Source organism: Streptomyces sp. WAC00040 (genome assembly GCF_056835925.1).
The window spans coordinates 1827410-1842166 of the sequence record NZ_JAKQZE010000001.1; the positions used below are offsets into that span (position 1 = coordinate 1827410).

14 protein-coding genes are annotated in these 14757 nt (G+C 71.4%); 11 read left to right on the forward strand and 3 right to left on the reverse strand.

What is annotated here, in order from left to right; all coding sequences use genetic code 11:
• Nucleotides 1–35: 35 nt before the first annotated feature.
• The 3 genes from MDN94_RS08425 to MDN94_RS08435 all read left to right on the forward strand — a co-directional run bounded on the left by MDN94_RS08425 (nt 36) and on the right by MDN94_RS08435 (nt 1800).
• Nucleotides 36–920, forward strand: coding sequence for a septum formation family protein (locus MDN94_RS08425; protein WP_482725264.1), 885 nt, complete (start codon nt 36–38; stop codon nt 918–920).
• 109 nt (nt 921–1029) lie between these two features.
• Nucleotides 1030–1605 carry a PadR family transcriptional regulator gene (locus MDN94_RS08430; RefSeq protein ID WP_482725265.1) on the forward strand — a complete coding sequence of 192 codons (576 nt, stop codon included), beginning with the start codon at nt 1030–1032 and terminating at the stop codon, nt 1603–1605.
• Between the two features lie 12 nt (nt 1606–1617).
• Nucleotides 1618–1800 (forward strand): hypothetical protein, encoded by a 183-nt coding sequence (locus MDN94_RS08435; RefSeq protein WP_482725266.1) that lies wholly within the window; start codon nt 1618–1620, stop codon nt 1798–1800.
• Nucleotides 1801–1864: 64 nt separating this feature from the next.
• Here the strand turns inward: MDN94_RS08435 and MDN94_RS08440 are convergent, their stop codons facing one another.
• Together MDN94_RS08440 and MDN94_RS08445 are read right to left on the reverse strand one after the other, a co-directional pair.
• Nucleotides 1865–2425: a potassium channel family protein gene (locus MDN94_RS08440; protein ID WP_482725267.1), complete on the reverse strand. Its 561-nt coding sequence runs from the start codon at nt 2423–2425 to the stop codon at nt 1865–1867.
• A 165-nt stretch (nt 2426–2590) separates the two neighbouring features.
• A complete protein-coding gene (locus MDN94_RS08445; RefSeq protein ID WP_482725268.1) occupies nt 2591–3358 on the reverse strand; it encodes a DUF72 domain-containing protein in 768 nt (255 codons plus the stop codon).
• Between the two features lie 321 nt (nt 3359–3679).
• Between MDN94_RS08445 and MDN94_RS08450 the strand changes: the two genes are divergently transcribed.
• The 5 genes from MDN94_RS08450 (at nt 3680) to MDN94_RS08470 (ending at nt 12099) form a co-directional block, all read left to right on the forward strand.
• On the forward strand, nt 3680–5401 hold the full coding sequence (locus MDN94_RS08450) for a ricin-type beta-trefoil lectin domain protein (protein ID WP_482725269.1): 1722 nt from the start codon (nt 3680–3682) through the stop codon (nt 5399–5401).
• Nucleotides 5402–5683: 282 nt separating this feature from the next.
• Nucleotides 5684–6106, forward strand: coding sequence for an SseB family protein (locus MDN94_RS08455; protein WP_482725270.1), 423 nt, complete (start codon nt 5684–5686; stop codon nt 6104–6106).
• Complete coding sequence (locus MDN94_RS08460) at nt 6103–6753, forward strand: hypothetical protein (protein WP_482727037.1); 651 nt, start codon at nt 6103–6105, stop codon at nt 6751–6753. Before MDN94_RS08455 ends, MDN94_RS08460 begins: the two co-directional genes overlap by 4 nt.
• A gap of 3 nt (nt 6754–6756) precedes the next feature.
• The gene (locus tag MDN94_RS08465; RefSeq protein WP_482725271.1) at nt 6757–11463 is read left to right on the forward strand and encodes a putative T7SS-secreted protein; all 4707 of its coding nucleotides are present in this window, start codon (nt 6757–6759) and stop codon (nt 11461–11463) included.
• Nucleotides 11464–11490: 27 nt separating this feature from the next.
• Nucleotides 11491–12099 carry a pentapeptide repeat-containing protein gene (locus tag MDN94_RS08470; protein ID WP_482725272.1) on the forward strand — a complete coding sequence of 203 codons (609 nt, stop codon included), beginning with the start codon at nt 11491–11493 and terminating at the stop codon, nt 12097–12099.
• Between the two features lie 70 nt (nt 12100–12169).
• Here the strand turns inward: MDN94_RS08470 and MDN94_RS08475 are convergent, their stop codons facing one another.
• On the reverse strand, nt 12170–13138 hold the full coding sequence (locus tag MDN94_RS08475) for a helix-turn-helix transcriptional regulator (RefSeq protein ID WP_482725273.1): 969 nt from the start codon (nt 13136–13138) through the stop codon (nt 12170–12172).
• A gap of 200 nt (nt 13139–13338) precedes the next feature.
• Here MDN94_RS08475 and MDN94_RS08480 point away from each other — a divergent pair, with 200 nt between their 5' ends.
• From MDN94_RS08480 to MDN94_RS08490, 3 genes are all read left to right on the forward strand, one after another.
• Nucleotides 13339–13491, forward strand: coding sequence for a hypothetical protein (locus MDN94_RS08480; RefSeq protein WP_482725274.1), 153 nt, complete (start codon nt 13339–13341; stop codon nt 13489–13491).
• 208 nt (nt 13492–13699) lie between these two features.
• On the forward strand, nt 13700–13888 hold the full coding sequence (locus MDN94_RS08485) for a lysine biosynthesis protein LysW (RefSeq protein WP_364587540.1): 189 nt from the start codon (nt 13700–13702) through the stop codon (nt 13886–13888).
• Nucleotides 13885–14754: a RimK family alpha-L-glutamate ligase gene (locus MDN94_RS08490; RefSeq protein WP_482725275.1), complete on the forward strand. Its 870-nt coding sequence runs from the start codon at nt 13885–13887 to the stop codon at nt 14752–14754. The genes MDN94_RS08485 and MDN94_RS08490 overlap by 4 nt, the downstream gene beginning before the upstream one ends.
• Nucleotides 14755–14757: the final 3 nt, after the last annotated feature.

Below are 14757 nucleotides of genomic sequence, written 5' to 3' on the forward strand. Positions count from 1 at the left end.
CATTTATAAGACTTTCGTAAGAGGATGTACGCGTCATGGCAGTCCGCTCCCTGTCCCGGTCCCTGCGCGGTATGTCCGCCGCCGTCGCTCTGCTCGCCGTAGGCGCGGTGGGGTGCTCGGAAGTCGTCGACGGCGCCAAGGACGGGGCGAAGAAGGTGGCCCGGCAGCGGTCCGTGTTCTCGCTCAACCCGGGGGACTGCTACAACCCGAACGGCAAGGCCACCGAGGGTGAAGCGGTCGCCATCGAGGTCGTTCCGTGCGCCGAGCCGCACCAGGCGGAGGTCGTCGGCGAGTTCACGCTCGACGAAGGCAAGACCTTCCCCGGCAACGACGCGATCTGGGCGATCGCCGACGAGCGCTGCCCGGCGGAGGCCCAGAAGTTCTCGCCGGACACCTGGGCGCTGCCCAAGGGCGTGGAGATCTTCTACTACACGCCGACCAGCGAGAGCTGGGCGACCGGCGACCGCTCCGTGAGCTGCAGCTACACCCAGGAGACGGGCAAGCTCACCGGCTCGCTGAAGGCCGGCCCCGAGGCGTCGAAGCCGGAGCAGACCGCTTACCTCAAGGGCGCCAACGCGGTCTACGACGCGCTGTGGACGACCCAGCCCGAAGCGGAGACCGTCGAGGACGACCTCGCCGGCTACAAGGCGCAGGCCAAGGCCGTTGCCGCCGCCCTCGACACGCACATCGCGGGCATGAAGGACATCAAGGGCGTGGAGACCGGCAAGCTGCGCGCGCAGTTGGAGAAGACCGCCGGGCACTGGAAGAAGGCCGCGAACGCCGCCGACGCCGACGCGTTCTACGTTTCCTACGACCCGGCCTTCACCGGCCTCGACCCGAACGGGACGGTCGCCGCGCGCAAGGAGCTCGGCCTGGCCACCACCGTCCCGGCCGACGACGCGGAGGTCTGGGCGGGCTGACGCCCGCCGGAGGGGGCCCGCGTCCGCCGGGACGCCGGTCCCGCCGCCCGGCCCCGCGCGGGGCCGGGCGTGTGACGGGCCGCGGCGGGGCGAGTCCTACGATGCGGCCATGTCCCTGCCGCACGCCATCCTCACCGCCCTGCTGGAGAAGCCCTCGTCCGGTCTGGAGCTGACCCGCCGGTTCGACCGGTCGATCGGCTACTTCTGGTCGGCGACCCACCAGCAGATCTACCGGGAGCTGGGCAAGCTCGAGCAGGCCGGACACATCCGGGCGCTGCCCACCGAGCAGCCGGCCCGCGGGCAGAAGAAGGAGTACGAGGTCCTGCCCGCCGGCCTGGAGGAACTGACGAGCTGGGTGACCCGCCCCGAGGACCCCCGGCAGATCCGTGACCCACTGCTGCTGCGGCTGCGTGCGGCGGCGGTGGTGGGTGGCGCGGACATGGAGGCGGAGCTCGTACGCCACCTGGAGCTCCACCGGGCCCAGTTGGACGATTACCTGGCGTTCGAGCAGCGCGACTTCCCGCCCGAGCGCCGGGTGACCAGGCAGGACCGGCTGCGCCATGTGGTGCTGCGGGGCGGCATCGAACTCGAGACGTTCTGGACGAAGTGGCTGACGGACACCCTCGCCGAGCTCAGGGGTCCCGAGGACGGACCCTCCCGACATGCGGCACCTGACGGGCCGTGAGATCGTCGCCGCGTGACGGACACCTTGATGGCCGCGTTCTGCGTGGCTGCTCTCGCGCTGTTGCTCAGATCCGCCGTCGGCCTCGCCCGCGCCGGCGGCGCCGACCCGTCCGCGGAGGCGCGCCACGTGACGACGGCGCTGTACGGCTGCGGGATCGCCGTACTGACGCTGGGCCTGTTCATCACGCTGACCTGACGCCCCGCCGCCTGCGCGCGGGTCCCGCCGTACTCGTGGGCCGGTTCTCGTTGCACGCGCCAGGTCAGTCCGGGTCGGTGCCCGAGCCGGTGGTCCTGCGGGCCTCCTGCGCGCGGTCGGTGAGCCGGGCGTGGAGCCAGCGGGAGAGGGCGGTGGCCGCGGCTGTGAGGAAGACGAAGGTGTAGAGGATCTGCAGGATCGTCACCAGGCGGGCGCTCTGACCGCGTGGGTGGATGTCGCCGTAGCCGACCGTCGCGAGGGTGACGACGGTGAAGTACAGGGCGTCCATACGGGTGTGCAGGCCGGTGAACTCGCCCGGTTCCCTGGCGAGGGTGTGGTACGCGCCGGAGAAGACGAGCACGGAAAGGCACATCAGCAGCGGGATGGCGATGCCCGGGCGGGTGCTGGGCCGCTCGGTGAGCACGTCCCTGACCTGGAAGAGAAGCAGCAGGGCGATCGACACCAGTACCAGGGTGAAGAGGGTCCAGCTGACGGCGGGGCGGTCGGGGCCGAGCTCCTCCAGGGGTAGGAGGAAGTACCCCACGGTCATGAGGATGCCTCCGCAGAGGGCGGCCAGCCTCAGCCGTCCCCGCCCCGGGCGGCGTGCCGTGCGGTCGTCCGCCATCCGTGTGCCTCCCCGCTCGCCCGCCTGCCGTCGTCGCCCACGATGCTCGCTTGCCGTCGTCGCCCACGATCGGCCGGTCCTTCGGCCCGCCGCCATCCGGGCACGGCCGAACGGCGCACGCGGCCCCTGGCCCAAAGGGGTGGCCCGCCGTCCGTGCGGCCGGGGTCAGGGGTCCCCCGGCGTACGGCTCACGGTCCGGCCCAGCGCGGTGGCGGCCCGCGCGAACTGTGCCGCGTCCAGGACGGCGGCCCCGCCGGGATCGTTGTTGAAGTACACGTACACGTCGTCCTCGTCGGACCAGGCGTCGGTGACGCGTACGGCCCAGGACTTCAGCGCTGCGCGGCCGTAGCGCGGCGGCGGCTGGGCGAGGCCGGCGTGGAAGCGTACGTAGCCCCATGACGCCGTCCGCCACAGCGGTGTCACGGGGCGGGATCCGCGGTCCGCCCAGCACAGGGCGGCGCCGTGCCGTTCCAGCACCGTACGCAGCCGGGGCTCCGCCGCCCACCACGAGGCATGCCGGAGTTCCACGGCCACGCGGACGGTGCGGGGGAAGCACTTCAGACAGGCGTCCAGCGCGTCGGTGTCCGCCTGGAAGTTCGGTGGCAGTTGCAGCAGCACCGGACCCATCCGGTCGCCGAGGCCCGCTGTCCGGTCCAGCAGCCGGTGCACCGGCTCCGCGGGCTCCCGGAGCCGCTTCAGGTGGGTCAGGTAGCGGCTCGCCTTGACCGCCATGACGAACCCGTCCGGCGTCCGCTCACGCCACGATGTGAAGATCTCGGTGGTGGGGAGCCGGTAGAAGGCGTTGTTGTTCTCCACGGTGGCGAATCGCGCGGCGTACTCCTCGAGCCACAGCCGCTGCGGGAGGCCGGGCTGATAGAGGATGCCGCGCCAGTCCTTGTACTGCCATCCGGAGGTTCCGACCAACATGGGCATGGGCTGATGCCTGCCCGTGCCGCGGGCCGGTCTATCGCGCCACGGGGGTGCCGCGGGGGCGCCGACGAGGGCCGCGTTCGTGGCGCGGCGGATCCGTGGGACCGTCCTCCGCTCTCTCCGCTCGTGCGACAGGGCCGGGGACGCCCGGCAGAAAGGCACGAAGACAGGCCCGTTCAGGCTCTGTTGTTACCTGCGGGAACACTTTCCAGGCGGGTGGCCCTGCTCCACTATGGGGTCCTGTTTCCGGCCAGTAACACGGGAGCCCCTCCGGTCACGGACGGGCGGATGTGCCGCATCGTGACTGAACGAGGAGTCAAGAGGGTGTCGAAGCCGAAGCTCCAGAAGGCCGTTGTGGAGATGGCGGCCGACAACGCCGGCTGCACCGCTCTGCCCGACGGGGAACTCACCGAACGCATCCGCGCCGGCGCCCCGTCCGCGTATCCCGCCGTCCAGGAACTCAGACGCCGCCACATGCCGGCCCTCCGCGGCTACGCCATGCTCTGCGGTCGCAACACCCTTGCCGGCAACCAGCTGGCGGTACAGGCATTCGACCTCGCCACCCAGGAGGCATGCCGGGGCATCGGCCCCGAAGGATGCTGGGGCAGGCATCTGCTGATGGTGCTTCAGCGGATCGGGCTCACCTGGGCGGCGGGCAGCCGCCGCGCCCGGCTCGAGCCCGGCTTCGCCGCGTGGCTCGACGACAACACCGACGTCGCGCCGCCGTATCCGCCGGACTCCCCACGACCCCGGCTCCGGGCGACGTCTCCCATGCTGACCGGCTTCCAGCGGCTGCCCGAACAGACGAGGGGCATCCTCTGGTACGCGATGGTCGACGACGAGCCGGACACCACGGTCGCCACATTTGTCGGATTGAGCCCGGCCATGGTCCCCGAACTGCGGGGCAAGGCACTGGACGCGCTGAGGCGCGCCTACATCCAGGCGTATCTGGAGGACAGCGGCAGCAGGAAGTGCCAGGGCTTCCGCCGCATCATCGAGGCGGCGTCGCAGCCGGGGGACGGGCGACGCAGCAACGACCTGGCCCTTCATCTCGCCGAGTGTCCCGGCTGTGCCCGGCTGACCGAGGAACTGAGCCGGATGGCGGCCGGCCCGCGGGCCGTGCTCGCCGAGGGCCTGCTGCGGTGGGGCGGCGCGGCCTACGCGGCCGGTGGCCCCGTACGGGCCCGGTACGCCGCCGAACCCGCCACGATCGAACGGTGGGAGAGCGCAAGGGCCGCGTTGCCCGTGCCGCACGCCGCCGCAGGTCGTCAAAGACCGGGCGAGGGGACGGCGGGCCACGGTGGGCGGCGGCCGTCCCGGCCCGCCGTGCTCGTCGCCGTTGTGGTGGCGGCCGTCGTGATCGGAACCCTGCTGGCGACGGGGTCCGGGGACCAGGCCTCCGGAGAGGACCACGCCCGTGCCGGCGCGGAGGAACCCTCGCGCTGGGAGGCACGGCCGCCCGCCGTCCTCCCCACTGCCGCGCCCTCGGCGACCGCCGCGCCGTCGCCTTCCCCGTCGAAGAAGCCCTCGGCGTCACCGAGCCGCACCACCGCGGCACCCACGACGGCGGCACCGGCGCCGAAGCCCCGGCCGCCCGCCCCGTCGAAGAGCACGCCGCCCCGGCCGGTGCCCATCGCCGCCGGCAGCGGATACACCCAGGTCGTCAACGCTGCCTCCGGGCTGTGCCTGGACATCGACGGCGGTGTCATGCAGGACCGCACCGACGTCCTCACCGCCCCGTGCGACGGCACCCCGAGCCAGCAGTGGAAGCTGGAGTCCATCGGCCTTCTGCGCAGCAGCGCCGACCCGGACTACTGCCTGGACTCGCGTGGTGCCACGGACCGCGGTGTGGGCATCTGGTCCTGCTCCTCCGTCAGCGGCAGGAACGGTCTCAACCTGCTGTTCATCGTCGACTCCGCCGGAGTCGTCCGCCCCCGGATCGCGCCGGACTTCGCGCTCGAACCACTCGGGGACTCCGGCGGCGGCACCCTCGACTTCGATCCGGCCGACGGGGACAGCGACCAGCGCTGGACCGCCGGCCGCTGACCCGCACGGGACCACGGGTCGACGCGTCCGGTGGCGTCCCGGCCCCGGCGGCCCGGGCTCCGCAGGCGGAGACGGCACCGAAAGCGTCAACCGGTGGAGCAGGCTGCTCCGTTCAGCGTGAAGGAAGCCGGCCTCGCGGTGTTCCCGGTGTGGCCGGCCCGGAGGCCGATCTGCGTACTCGCACCGGCGGCGAGCGTCCCGGGGAACCGCCCGGCCTCAGGACTGCGTGGTGTCCTGCGTACACGGGACGGGAAGACACCTGGCGGCTGGAAGGAGCTTCGGATGGGCGACGGCACGGCACTCGCGGAGCGGATCGCCGAGCGGCGGGACGGTTCCGGCGATCCGATGGCCATGGTGGGCGAGTTGCGGCGCGCACTGGTTCTCGTCCCTGTCGACGCGGGCGGCCTGTGGACGGCGCCGCTCGGCGGGGTGCGCTGGATCTGCGCCTTCACCAGCGAGGAGGCGCTCGCCCGGTTCGCACGCGCCCGTGACGCGGGGGACGGCCAGGAGACGGGCCGGTCCTGGGAGTTCGCCGAAATGCGCGGGGCACGGCTGCTCGACGAGATCGTTCCGGCCATGGGCGTGCCGGCCGGGGTGGCCGTCGACGTCGCCGACCCGGACGGGGCGATGCTCTTCCCGCCGGCGGTGGGCATCGTGCCCGACGCCGTCGCGGTCGACGCGCCCGCCGCGGAGGGGGCCGCCTGATGGGCGGCGGGGCACAGGACCTGCGGGTCGGTCCGGAGAGCGTACGGCAGATCACCGAGGGCCTGCGGTCGGCGATCGCCGAGCTGCGGGAGGTCGGCACCGGGACCGGGGCCGTCCTCGGCAAGGGCTTCTCGGACCTGGCGATGACCGGCATGGAGGCCGGGCACCACGGTCTGTCGGTGGACTTCGAGGACTACTGCGAGCGCTGGGAATGGGGCGTGCGGGCGTTGATCCAGGACGCCAACACCATCGCCGCGACGCTCGGACTCGCCGCCGGGATGGTCTGGGAGGAGGACCAGTACCTCCAGGGCACCTTCAAGATCGCGGTGAACGCGGCCGTCGGCAATCCGCACGCCTCCGAGGAGGACATCGTCAAGCAGAACTGGGGCGATGTGCTCACACCCGACTACCTGAACCCCGACTGGAGCCAGGAATCCTTCCAGCGTGCGGGCGAGGACGCCGCGCAGACCTGGAAGGACACCGGGCGGGCGGTGTTGACGGAGGGCAACGGCGGGCGCCAGTCGCAGATCCTGAACGAGATGCTGGGCGTGGACCAGGAGGCGTTCGACCGGGCCGTGGACGACACGTTCGGTCCGTCGCCCGAGGAGCGGGCCGCCCAGCAACAGCCGGGTACCGGGGGGAACTGAGCCGTGGGCATCGGGGATTTCGTCAGCGACATCACTCCGGACGTCGTCGAGGACGCGGTCGAGGACGGTACCGAATGGCTCGGCGACCGCGTCGAGGACGCCGGTGACTGGACCGCCGACCGGCTCGAGGACGTGGGCTGGGAGTCGGGCGCGGACTGGGTCCGCGAGCAGTCCCGTTCGCTGGCCAACCGGATGGGCGCAGAGGTCGACGAGATGGACCTCGGGCAGACCGAGGACAAGACCAAGCTCATCTACGGCAGCCCCGACAAACTGCGCACGACCGCCTCGCACCTGCGGGATCTCCAGAAGTCGTTCGACCTGGTGGGCGAGGGGCTCAAGGGCCTGGACTCCTCCGAGATCAAAGGTGAGGCGGCGGACGCGTTCCGCGAGACGGTGTCCATCGAGCCGCCGAAGTGGTTCAAGGGCGCGGACGCCTTCGGCAAGGCAGCCGACGCGCTGGCGAGTTTCGCCCTGACGGTCGAGTGGGCGCAGCGGCAGGCGCAGACCGCCATCGACAAGTGGAAGGCCGGCACCAAGGCGTCGTCGGACGCGCTGGACGCGCACAACAAGAAGGTCGACGCGTACAACAGCGCGGCCGACCGCTACAACGCCCAGCCCGAGGACCAGCGGGACCCTTCCTCCCTGCCGCCGAAACCGGGTGCGTTCAGCGATCCGGGCAAGGCGCAGATGGAGGAGGCCCAGCAGATCCTGGCCGAGGCCCGCAAACAGCGGAACGCCGCGGCGGACACCGCGCGCACCGCCGTGCAGGCCGCCAGGGACGCGGCGCCCCCCAAGCCGTCGTACGCCGAACAGGCCATGGACGGCCTGGAGGAACTGCAGGTGATGCAGACCCACTTCGGCGCGGGCATCGTCAAGGGAACAGCGGGCCTCGTCACCTTCGTACGCGGCATCAACCCCACCGACCCGTACAACATCACGCACCCCGCCGAGTACCTCACCAACTTGAACAACCTGGCCTCCGGGCTGGTGCTGGTCGCCAACGACCCGTGGGGCGCGGGCAAGCAGATGCTCGACAACTTCATGAAGGATCCGGCGGAGGGCTTCGGCCGTCTCGTTCCCGACCTGCTGCTCACCGCGGCCACGGGTGGCGCCGGGGCCGGCGTCAAGGGGGTACGGGTCGCCGCGGAGGCGGCGGACCTGGCCAGTGACGCCAACCGTGCCCGCAGGCTGATCGACGACGTACCGAACGGCACCCACGACCGTCCCGACGGACAGCGTCTGATCGACGAGACCGACCCCGTCGACCTCGCCTCCGGCCGGATGTTCCTGCCGCAGACCGACGCCGTCGTCCCCGGCACGCTGCCGCTCGCCTTCACCCGCCGCGTCGAGTCCGGTTACACCGTCGGGCGCTTCTTCGGGCCGTCCTGGTCCTCCACCGTCGACGAACGCCTGGAGATCGACGCCAAAGGCGTCGTCCACGTCACCGACGACGGTCTCCTGCTCACCTACCCCCACCCGGTGCCCGGGGTCCCCACGCTTCCCGAGTCCGGTACCGGGTGCCGTCCGCTCACCCGCGAGGAGAGCGGCGACTACACCGTCACCGACCCGGAGAGCGGCCTGACCCGCCACTTCACCGCACCGTCCGGCACCGAACCGGGTGACGACGGGGACGCCTGGCTCGAGCGGATCAGCGACCGCAACGGCCACAGCGTCACCGTCGACCGCGACGAGACCGGCACGCCGCTTGCGCTCGTCCACTCCGCGGGCAGCCGGCTCTCGGTGGCCACGGCGGACGGCCGGGTGACCGGCCTGTCCCTGGCGCTGCCGGACGGCACGGAGCAGCCGGTCGCCGGCTACGGCTACACGGACGGCAACCTCACCGCCGTCACCAGACCTTCGGGCGCCACGCTCACGTTCGAGTACGACGAGCGCCGACGGGTGATCGCCTGGATCGACTCCAACGGCAGCCGGTACGACTACGCCTACGACGACCACGACCGCGTGATCGGCGAGGGCGGTCAGGCCGGCCACGTACAGCTCACCCTGTCCTACGGCCTTCCCGACCCGGCCACCGGACACCGGGTGACCGAGCTGACCACCGCCGACGGCCGGACCACCCGCCATCTGATCGACAGCGCCTGCCGGGTCGTGGCCACCACCGATCCGCTCGGTCACACCACCCGCTACACCCATGACGCGCGGGGGAACCGGCTGACCCGCACCGACGCCCTCGGCCGGACGACTTCCTACACGTACGACGAGGCGCGCAGGCTCCTCGCCGTCGTGCGCCCCGACGGCACCAGGATCAGCACCGTCCGCGACGAACGGGGTCTGCCGGTCGAGTTCACCGAGGCCGACGGGACGAGCTGGCGGCAGGAGTTCGACGACCGGGGCAACCGCCTCTGCGTCACGGACCCCTCCGGCCGCACCACCCGCTACGCGTACGACTCCCGCGGGCATCTCGTGTCCTCCACCGACGCGTTCGGCGCCGTCACCACCTTCCGCTGCGACGCGGCCGGCATGCCGCTGGAGGTCACCGACCCGCTCGGCGGCACCACGCGGTGCGAACGCGACGCCTTCGGCCGGCTCGTCCGCATCACCGACCCCCTCGGCGCGGTCACCACCCTCGAGTGGACCGCCGACGGCGAACTGGCCCGGCGCACCCGTCCGGACGGCAGCAGCGAGTCATGGACGTACGACGGGGAGGGGAACTGCACCGGCCACACCGACGCGACCGGGCGGACGACCCGCTTCGAGTACACCCACTTCGACCTGCCGGCCGCCCGCACCGGCCCCGACGGCGTGCGCCACGAATTCGAGCACGACGCCTCGCTGCGGCTCGCCAAGGTCACCGACCCGCAGGGCCTGACCTGGTCCTACAGCTACGACGCGGCCGGCCGGATGGTCTCGGAGACCGACTTCGACGGGCGGACGGTCAGCTACGCGATCGACGCCGTCGGCCAGGTCGCGGCCCGTACGAACCCGCTCGGCCGGACGGTCTCCTACGAGCGCGACCAGCTCGACCGGGTCGTCAGGAAGGACGCCGCGGGCGCCGTCACCACCTATGCCTACGACCCCGCCGGGCGGATGGTCCGGGCCACCGGCCCGGACAGCGAGCTGATCCGGCAGTACGACCGCCGGGGCGACCTGAAGGCCGAGCTGGTCGACGGCCGCCCCATCACCTACACCTACGATTCCGTGGGCCGCCGGGTCCGCCGCATCACACCCACCGGCCGCGTCACCACGTACGGCTACGACGCCGCCGGCCGGCCCACGCACCTCACCAGCGGCACGCACCGCGTCTCCTTCACACACGACGCGGCGGGACGCGAGCTGCGACGCGTATTCGGCGACTCCCTCACGCTGGCGTCGATCTGGGACGAGACCGGCCGTCTGGCCGGCCAGCACCTCACCACCGGCGCTCGCACCATCAACCGCCGGGCCTACACCTATCGCGCCGACGGGCACCTCACCGCACTCGACGACACCCTCCGGGGCTCCTTCCGCTTCGACCTCGACCCCGCCGGCCGGGTCACGGCGGTGACGGCCGCCGACTGGTCGGAGACGTACGCCTACGACGCGGCCGGGAACCAGACCTCCGCCACCTGGCCCGCCGGCCACCCGGGCCAGGAGGCGACCGGTTCGCGCGACTACACCGGCACCACCATCACCCGTGCCGGGTCGGTGCGTTACGAACACGACGGCGCCGGCCGCATCACCCTGCGCAGGAAGACGCGGCTGTCCCGCAAGCCCGACACCTGGCACTACTCCTGGGACGCGGAGGACCGCCTCACGGCCGTCACCACGCCCGACGGGACGCGCTGGCGCTACCGCTACGACCCGCTGGGCCGCCGCACAGCCAAGCAGCGCCTGGCCGACGACGGCGAGAGCGTGGTCGAGGAGGTGCTGTTCACCTGGGACGGCACGACGCTGTGCGAACAGACCACCACCGCCCCCGAGCTGCCGCGCCCCGTCGTCCTGACCTGGGAGCACCACGGTGCCCGGCCGCTCGCCCAGACCGAGCGCGTGCTCGGCGCGGACGCGCCCCAACAGGACGTCGACGAACGCTTCTTCGCCATCGTCACGGACATCGTCGGCACGCCCACCGAACTCGTCGACGAATCGGGTGACGTGGCCTGGCACACCCGCGCCACGCTCTGGGGCACCACGACCTGGACCAGATCCGCCACCGCCTACACCCCGCTGCGCTTCCCCGGCCAGTACTACGACCCGGAGACCGGCCTCCACCAGAACTACTTCCGGCAGTACGACCCGGAGACGGCCCGCTACCTCACACCCGACCCGCTCGGCCTGTCCCCGGCACCCAACCCGGCCGCCTACGTCCACAACCCGTTCACCTGGTCCGACCCGATGGGCCTCTCGCCCTACCGGGGTCTGGGCCTCAGCGACGAGGCGATGAACGCCATCAACAAGCTTGAGAACATCAAGGCCGACCCGATCGGCCGCATCAACTCGGAGCCGAACCACAACCATTACTCGGCGGCCCGACGTGAGGCGGCGGGTGAGGTCGTGGCACGCAGACCGGACGGGACGCCGTACGACCACGTCAAGGACCTGACGCAAGCACAACAAGGGCTGGAGAACGTCCGTCGGATACTGTGGAAGGAGATGGAACGGCTGCCTGACGGTATGACCGAACGGGGCCTGGAAGTCCTCCTCAAGAAGCACGACGAGACCGTCTACCACCTGGACCGTGTGAAGGGGTTCCTCCACCAGATCCAACGGTGACCGACCCGCCCCCGGGAGCGCCAGGCCATGAGCACACCACCGGACGACACCCGGCACGAGACCGAGCTGCGCGACCGGTGGACCCGGCCGGAGAACGCCGACGTCCTCGCCGCTCTGAGGGAAGCGCTGGTGGGCGGCGGCGCCTGGCGCGGCCTGCTGCGTGAGTGGTCGCAGCCGTGGGGCACCGACAACGACCTCGGGGGCATCCCGCTGGCGGGGACCGACCTCACGGGCAGGGACCTGAAGGGCGTCTACCTCGCCTACGCGGACCTGCGCGAGTGCTCGCTGAGCGGCTGCGACCTCTCCGACGCGTCACTGACCGGCGCGGACCTGACCGGCGCGGACCTCACGGGCGCGACGCTGACCGGGGTGAACGCCGGCCTCTGCGACCTCACGGGTGCCGAGCTCGGCGGTGTCCGCGCCGACGACGCCGTACTGTCGCGTGCCCGTCTTGTCCGCACCACCCTGCGCGGCGCGTCGCTGCGCAGGGCCAAGCTCATGGCGGCCGATCTCACGGACGCGGACCTCACGGACGCGGACCTGTCCTTTGCCGTACTCATCGGAGCGAGGACCGACGGGGCAGTCATGACCGGTGCCCGGACGGACGGTGCGCGCCGCGGATCCCTGCGGCCCTGAGTCCCCCGCGGGACGGCCGCCGACGGGCCCTGGGGCAGGGTCGCCGGCTTGCCCCGCGTGTCCGCCGTGATCAGTCGTGCGGGGAGTCCTGCCGGCCGGTGCCGCAGTGGCGGTCCGGGCCCGGGGACACGTCCAGCAGACCGCTCTGGGCGGTCAGATACGCGAGCTGCGCCCGGCTCTTGCTGCCCAGCGCGTCCGACACCTTCTTCAGGTGGGTCGCCACGGTACGGACGCTCATTCCGAGCCGGGCCGCGATGGCGGCGTCGGTGTAGCCGTCGACCATCATCCGCAGCACGCGCCGGCGCGTCTCGTCGGTGAGGATCTTGGGGCGCTGCTGGTCGGGCTCGTAGACGACCGGTTCCGCACGGTCCCAGGCGTGCTCGAAGACGGAGACGAGGAAGTGCACGATGCCCGGGTCGGTGACTCTCAGGGCGTGGTTGTGATGCTCCTTCTCCTTGTCGGGGATGAAGGCGACCGAGCGGTCCCAGATGAGCATGCGGTCGAAGACCTCGTCGACGGTGCGCACTTCGGCCCCGGCGCTGGTGGCAGCCTTGATGTAGTCGAGCGTCGGGCCGTGCGTCCGTACCGTGTGCTGGTACAGCGTCCGCTGCCTGACGCCGCGCTTCTTCGCCTCCAGCGTGTACGACAAGGACTTGGCGAGGACTTCTTCCGGACGGCCCCCACCGGGATGCGCGGTGAGCGTCTCACGCGTGGCGGACTGTGCCTCCGCCTCCACCGCGGCGGCGATCATCGCCGCTCCGGTGAGCCGCTGAACGGCATGGCTCCCCTCCCGCAGGCCCCGGTAGACGCTCTCCACCTGGGACATGGACGCCCGGAGTGTGGCCACCGTCCGCTGCTGTTCGTTGACGCGCCGCTCCAGGGGACGCACCAGCGTCGCTTCGGCGACAGCGGGCGGCACGGGCACCATGGCCTCGGGATCGTCCACCGCGGGCACCAGCAGTCCGAGGTCCGGCAGGCACGCGGGGGCGTTTGCCCGTGCGATCCTGCCCGCCACGAGCGCGGTCCGGTAGACCGCCATCCCCTCAGCACAGATCTCTATATGTGCGCTGTCTTCGCTTATATCCGTTTTGCTGCACATCTGCCGCCCCCTTCGACTTTCTGCACTGCATGATCATGACCCCTGTAACTCCTTCCGGCAATGTCCTTCTCAGGGCAGTCTCTTCATGTGGACAGCGGCACGCGAACGACTGACCACTAACCGTCCAGGGGGGACACGAAATGAAGTACGTCACGCGTTCAGTCAAGTATTTCGCGGCGTGCATGATCGCCGCCGCCGCGTTGATCGCCTTCTCCGTCGTTCCGGGTGACACCGACCGGTCCGCGGTCGCCGGAACCGGAACGTCGAGCCCGCAGGACCCGGGCTGGGTCTGACCCACCAGGCACGGCTGCCCCATCAGGCACACCTGCCCCACCAGGCACGCCTTCACCGGGCACGCCTTCGCCGGGCGCCTGCAGCACACCTTCACCACCCGACCGCCGTGCCGCGGAGCGGGGCCCGCGGCACGCGGGCCCCGCTCCGCGGGACTCCCGCGACGCCGGCCGTATCAGCATGCCTATTTACAGAAGGAGTTTCGAAAAAATGACCACCGCCATTGCGGCTCCGAAATGCCTCGTGTGCGACACGGAATTCGAGGTTCAGGAAGCCTGGGAAAAGGGTGAGATCACCGAGTGCGCGGCCTGCGGCCAGGAGCACGAGGTCGTCGAGAAGTCCGACGCCGGCGCGCGGCTGGACCTCGCCCCCGAGGTGGAAGAGGACTGGGGCGAGTGACTTCCGCCGACCAGGTCCTGCTCTCGGTCACGATGCTGCGCCCCGACGAGAAGCTCCTTCTCGGCGCACTGCGTGACGAGGGTCTGACGGCAAGGCCGTTGCTCGTGAAGGATCTGGCCGAGGTCGTGGCGGGCCGCACGGGCCCGCCCGGTCTCGTCCTCATCAGGAACCTGTCCCACCGCGAGGCGATCAGCGTCTCCCGCCGGCTCGAGCACGCCGGAGCCACCACCCTCAACCGGTCGGCGACCATCGAGACCTGCAACGACAAGGGACTTCAGGCGCTGCTCTTCGAGCGCCACGGCGTCCCCCACCCCGTCACCCGGCACGCCTTCAGCTACGAGCAGGTGCACGCGAGCGTCGCCGAACTCGGCCTGCCCGCCGTGGTGAAGCCCGTGAGCGGGTCCTGGGGGCGCGGTGTCACCAAGATGGCCAACGCGGAGTGTGTCGAGGCCTGGGCCGGCGGCCGCGAGTCCGCCGACGCCGCGGGGAAGCTCTTCCCCGTCGTCGTACAGGAGTACATCGACAAGCCGGGCCACGACCTGCGCGTGGTCGTCGTCGGACGCACCCCCGTCGTGGCGATCCAGCGCGTCTCGACCGACTGGCGTACCAATACCCACCTCGGGGCGGAGGTCCGGCGGACCGAGGTCACCACGGAGATCGAAAAGCTCTGCGGCCACGTCGTCGACATCCTCGGCCCCGGTTTCTACGGAGTGGACCTGGTCGAGGACCGGACCACCGGTGAGCTGCTCGTGCTCGAAGTGAATGCCAACCCCGAATTCGCCCGCTCCTCCGCCCAGCACGGAGTCAACGTGGCCGGCCACCTCGCCGCCTACGTCGCGGAGCAGCTCGCGGCCGCGGCCGCGTGACAC

Excerpts from the sequence above, each read along its gene's own strand:
- MDN94_RS08430 (WP_482725265.1), top strand. The coding sequence starts at position 1,030 with ATGTCCCTGCCGCACGCCATCCTCACCGCCCTGCTGGAGAAGCCCTCG.
- MDN94_RS08425 (WP_482725264.1), top strand. The coding sequence starts at position 36 with ATGGCAGTCCGCTCCCTGTCCCGGTCCCTGCGCGGTATGTCCGCCGCC.
- MDN94_RS08475 (WP_482725273.1), bottom strand. The coding sequence starts at position 13,138 with ATGGCGGTCTACCGGACCGCGCTCGTGGCGGGCAGGATCGCACGGGCA.
- MDN94_RS08445 (WP_482725268.1), bottom strand. The coding sequence starts at position 3,358 with ATGCCCATGTTGGTCGGAACCTCCGGATGGCAGTACAAGGACTGGCGC.
- MDN94_RS08470 (WP_482725272.1), top strand. The coding sequence starts at position 11,491 with ATGAGCACACCACCGGACGACACCCGGCACGAGACCGAGCTGCGCGAC.
- MDN94_RS08440 (WP_482725267.1), bottom strand. The coding sequence starts at position 2,425 with ATGGCGGACGACCGCACGGCACGCCGCCCGGGGCGGGGACGGCTGAGG.
- MDN94_RS08455 (WP_482725270.1), top strand. The coding sequence starts at position 5,684 with ATGGGCGACGGCACGGCACTCGCGGAGCGGATCGCCGAGCGGCGGGAC.
- MDN94_RS08485 (WP_364587540.1), top strand. The coding sequence starts at position 13,700 with ATGACCACCGCCATTGCGGCTCCGAAATGCCTCGTGTGCGACACGGAA.
- MDN94_RS08480 (WP_482725274.1), top strand. The coding sequence starts at position 13,339 with ATGAAGTACGTCACGCGTTCAGTCAAGTATTTCGCGGCGTGCATGATC.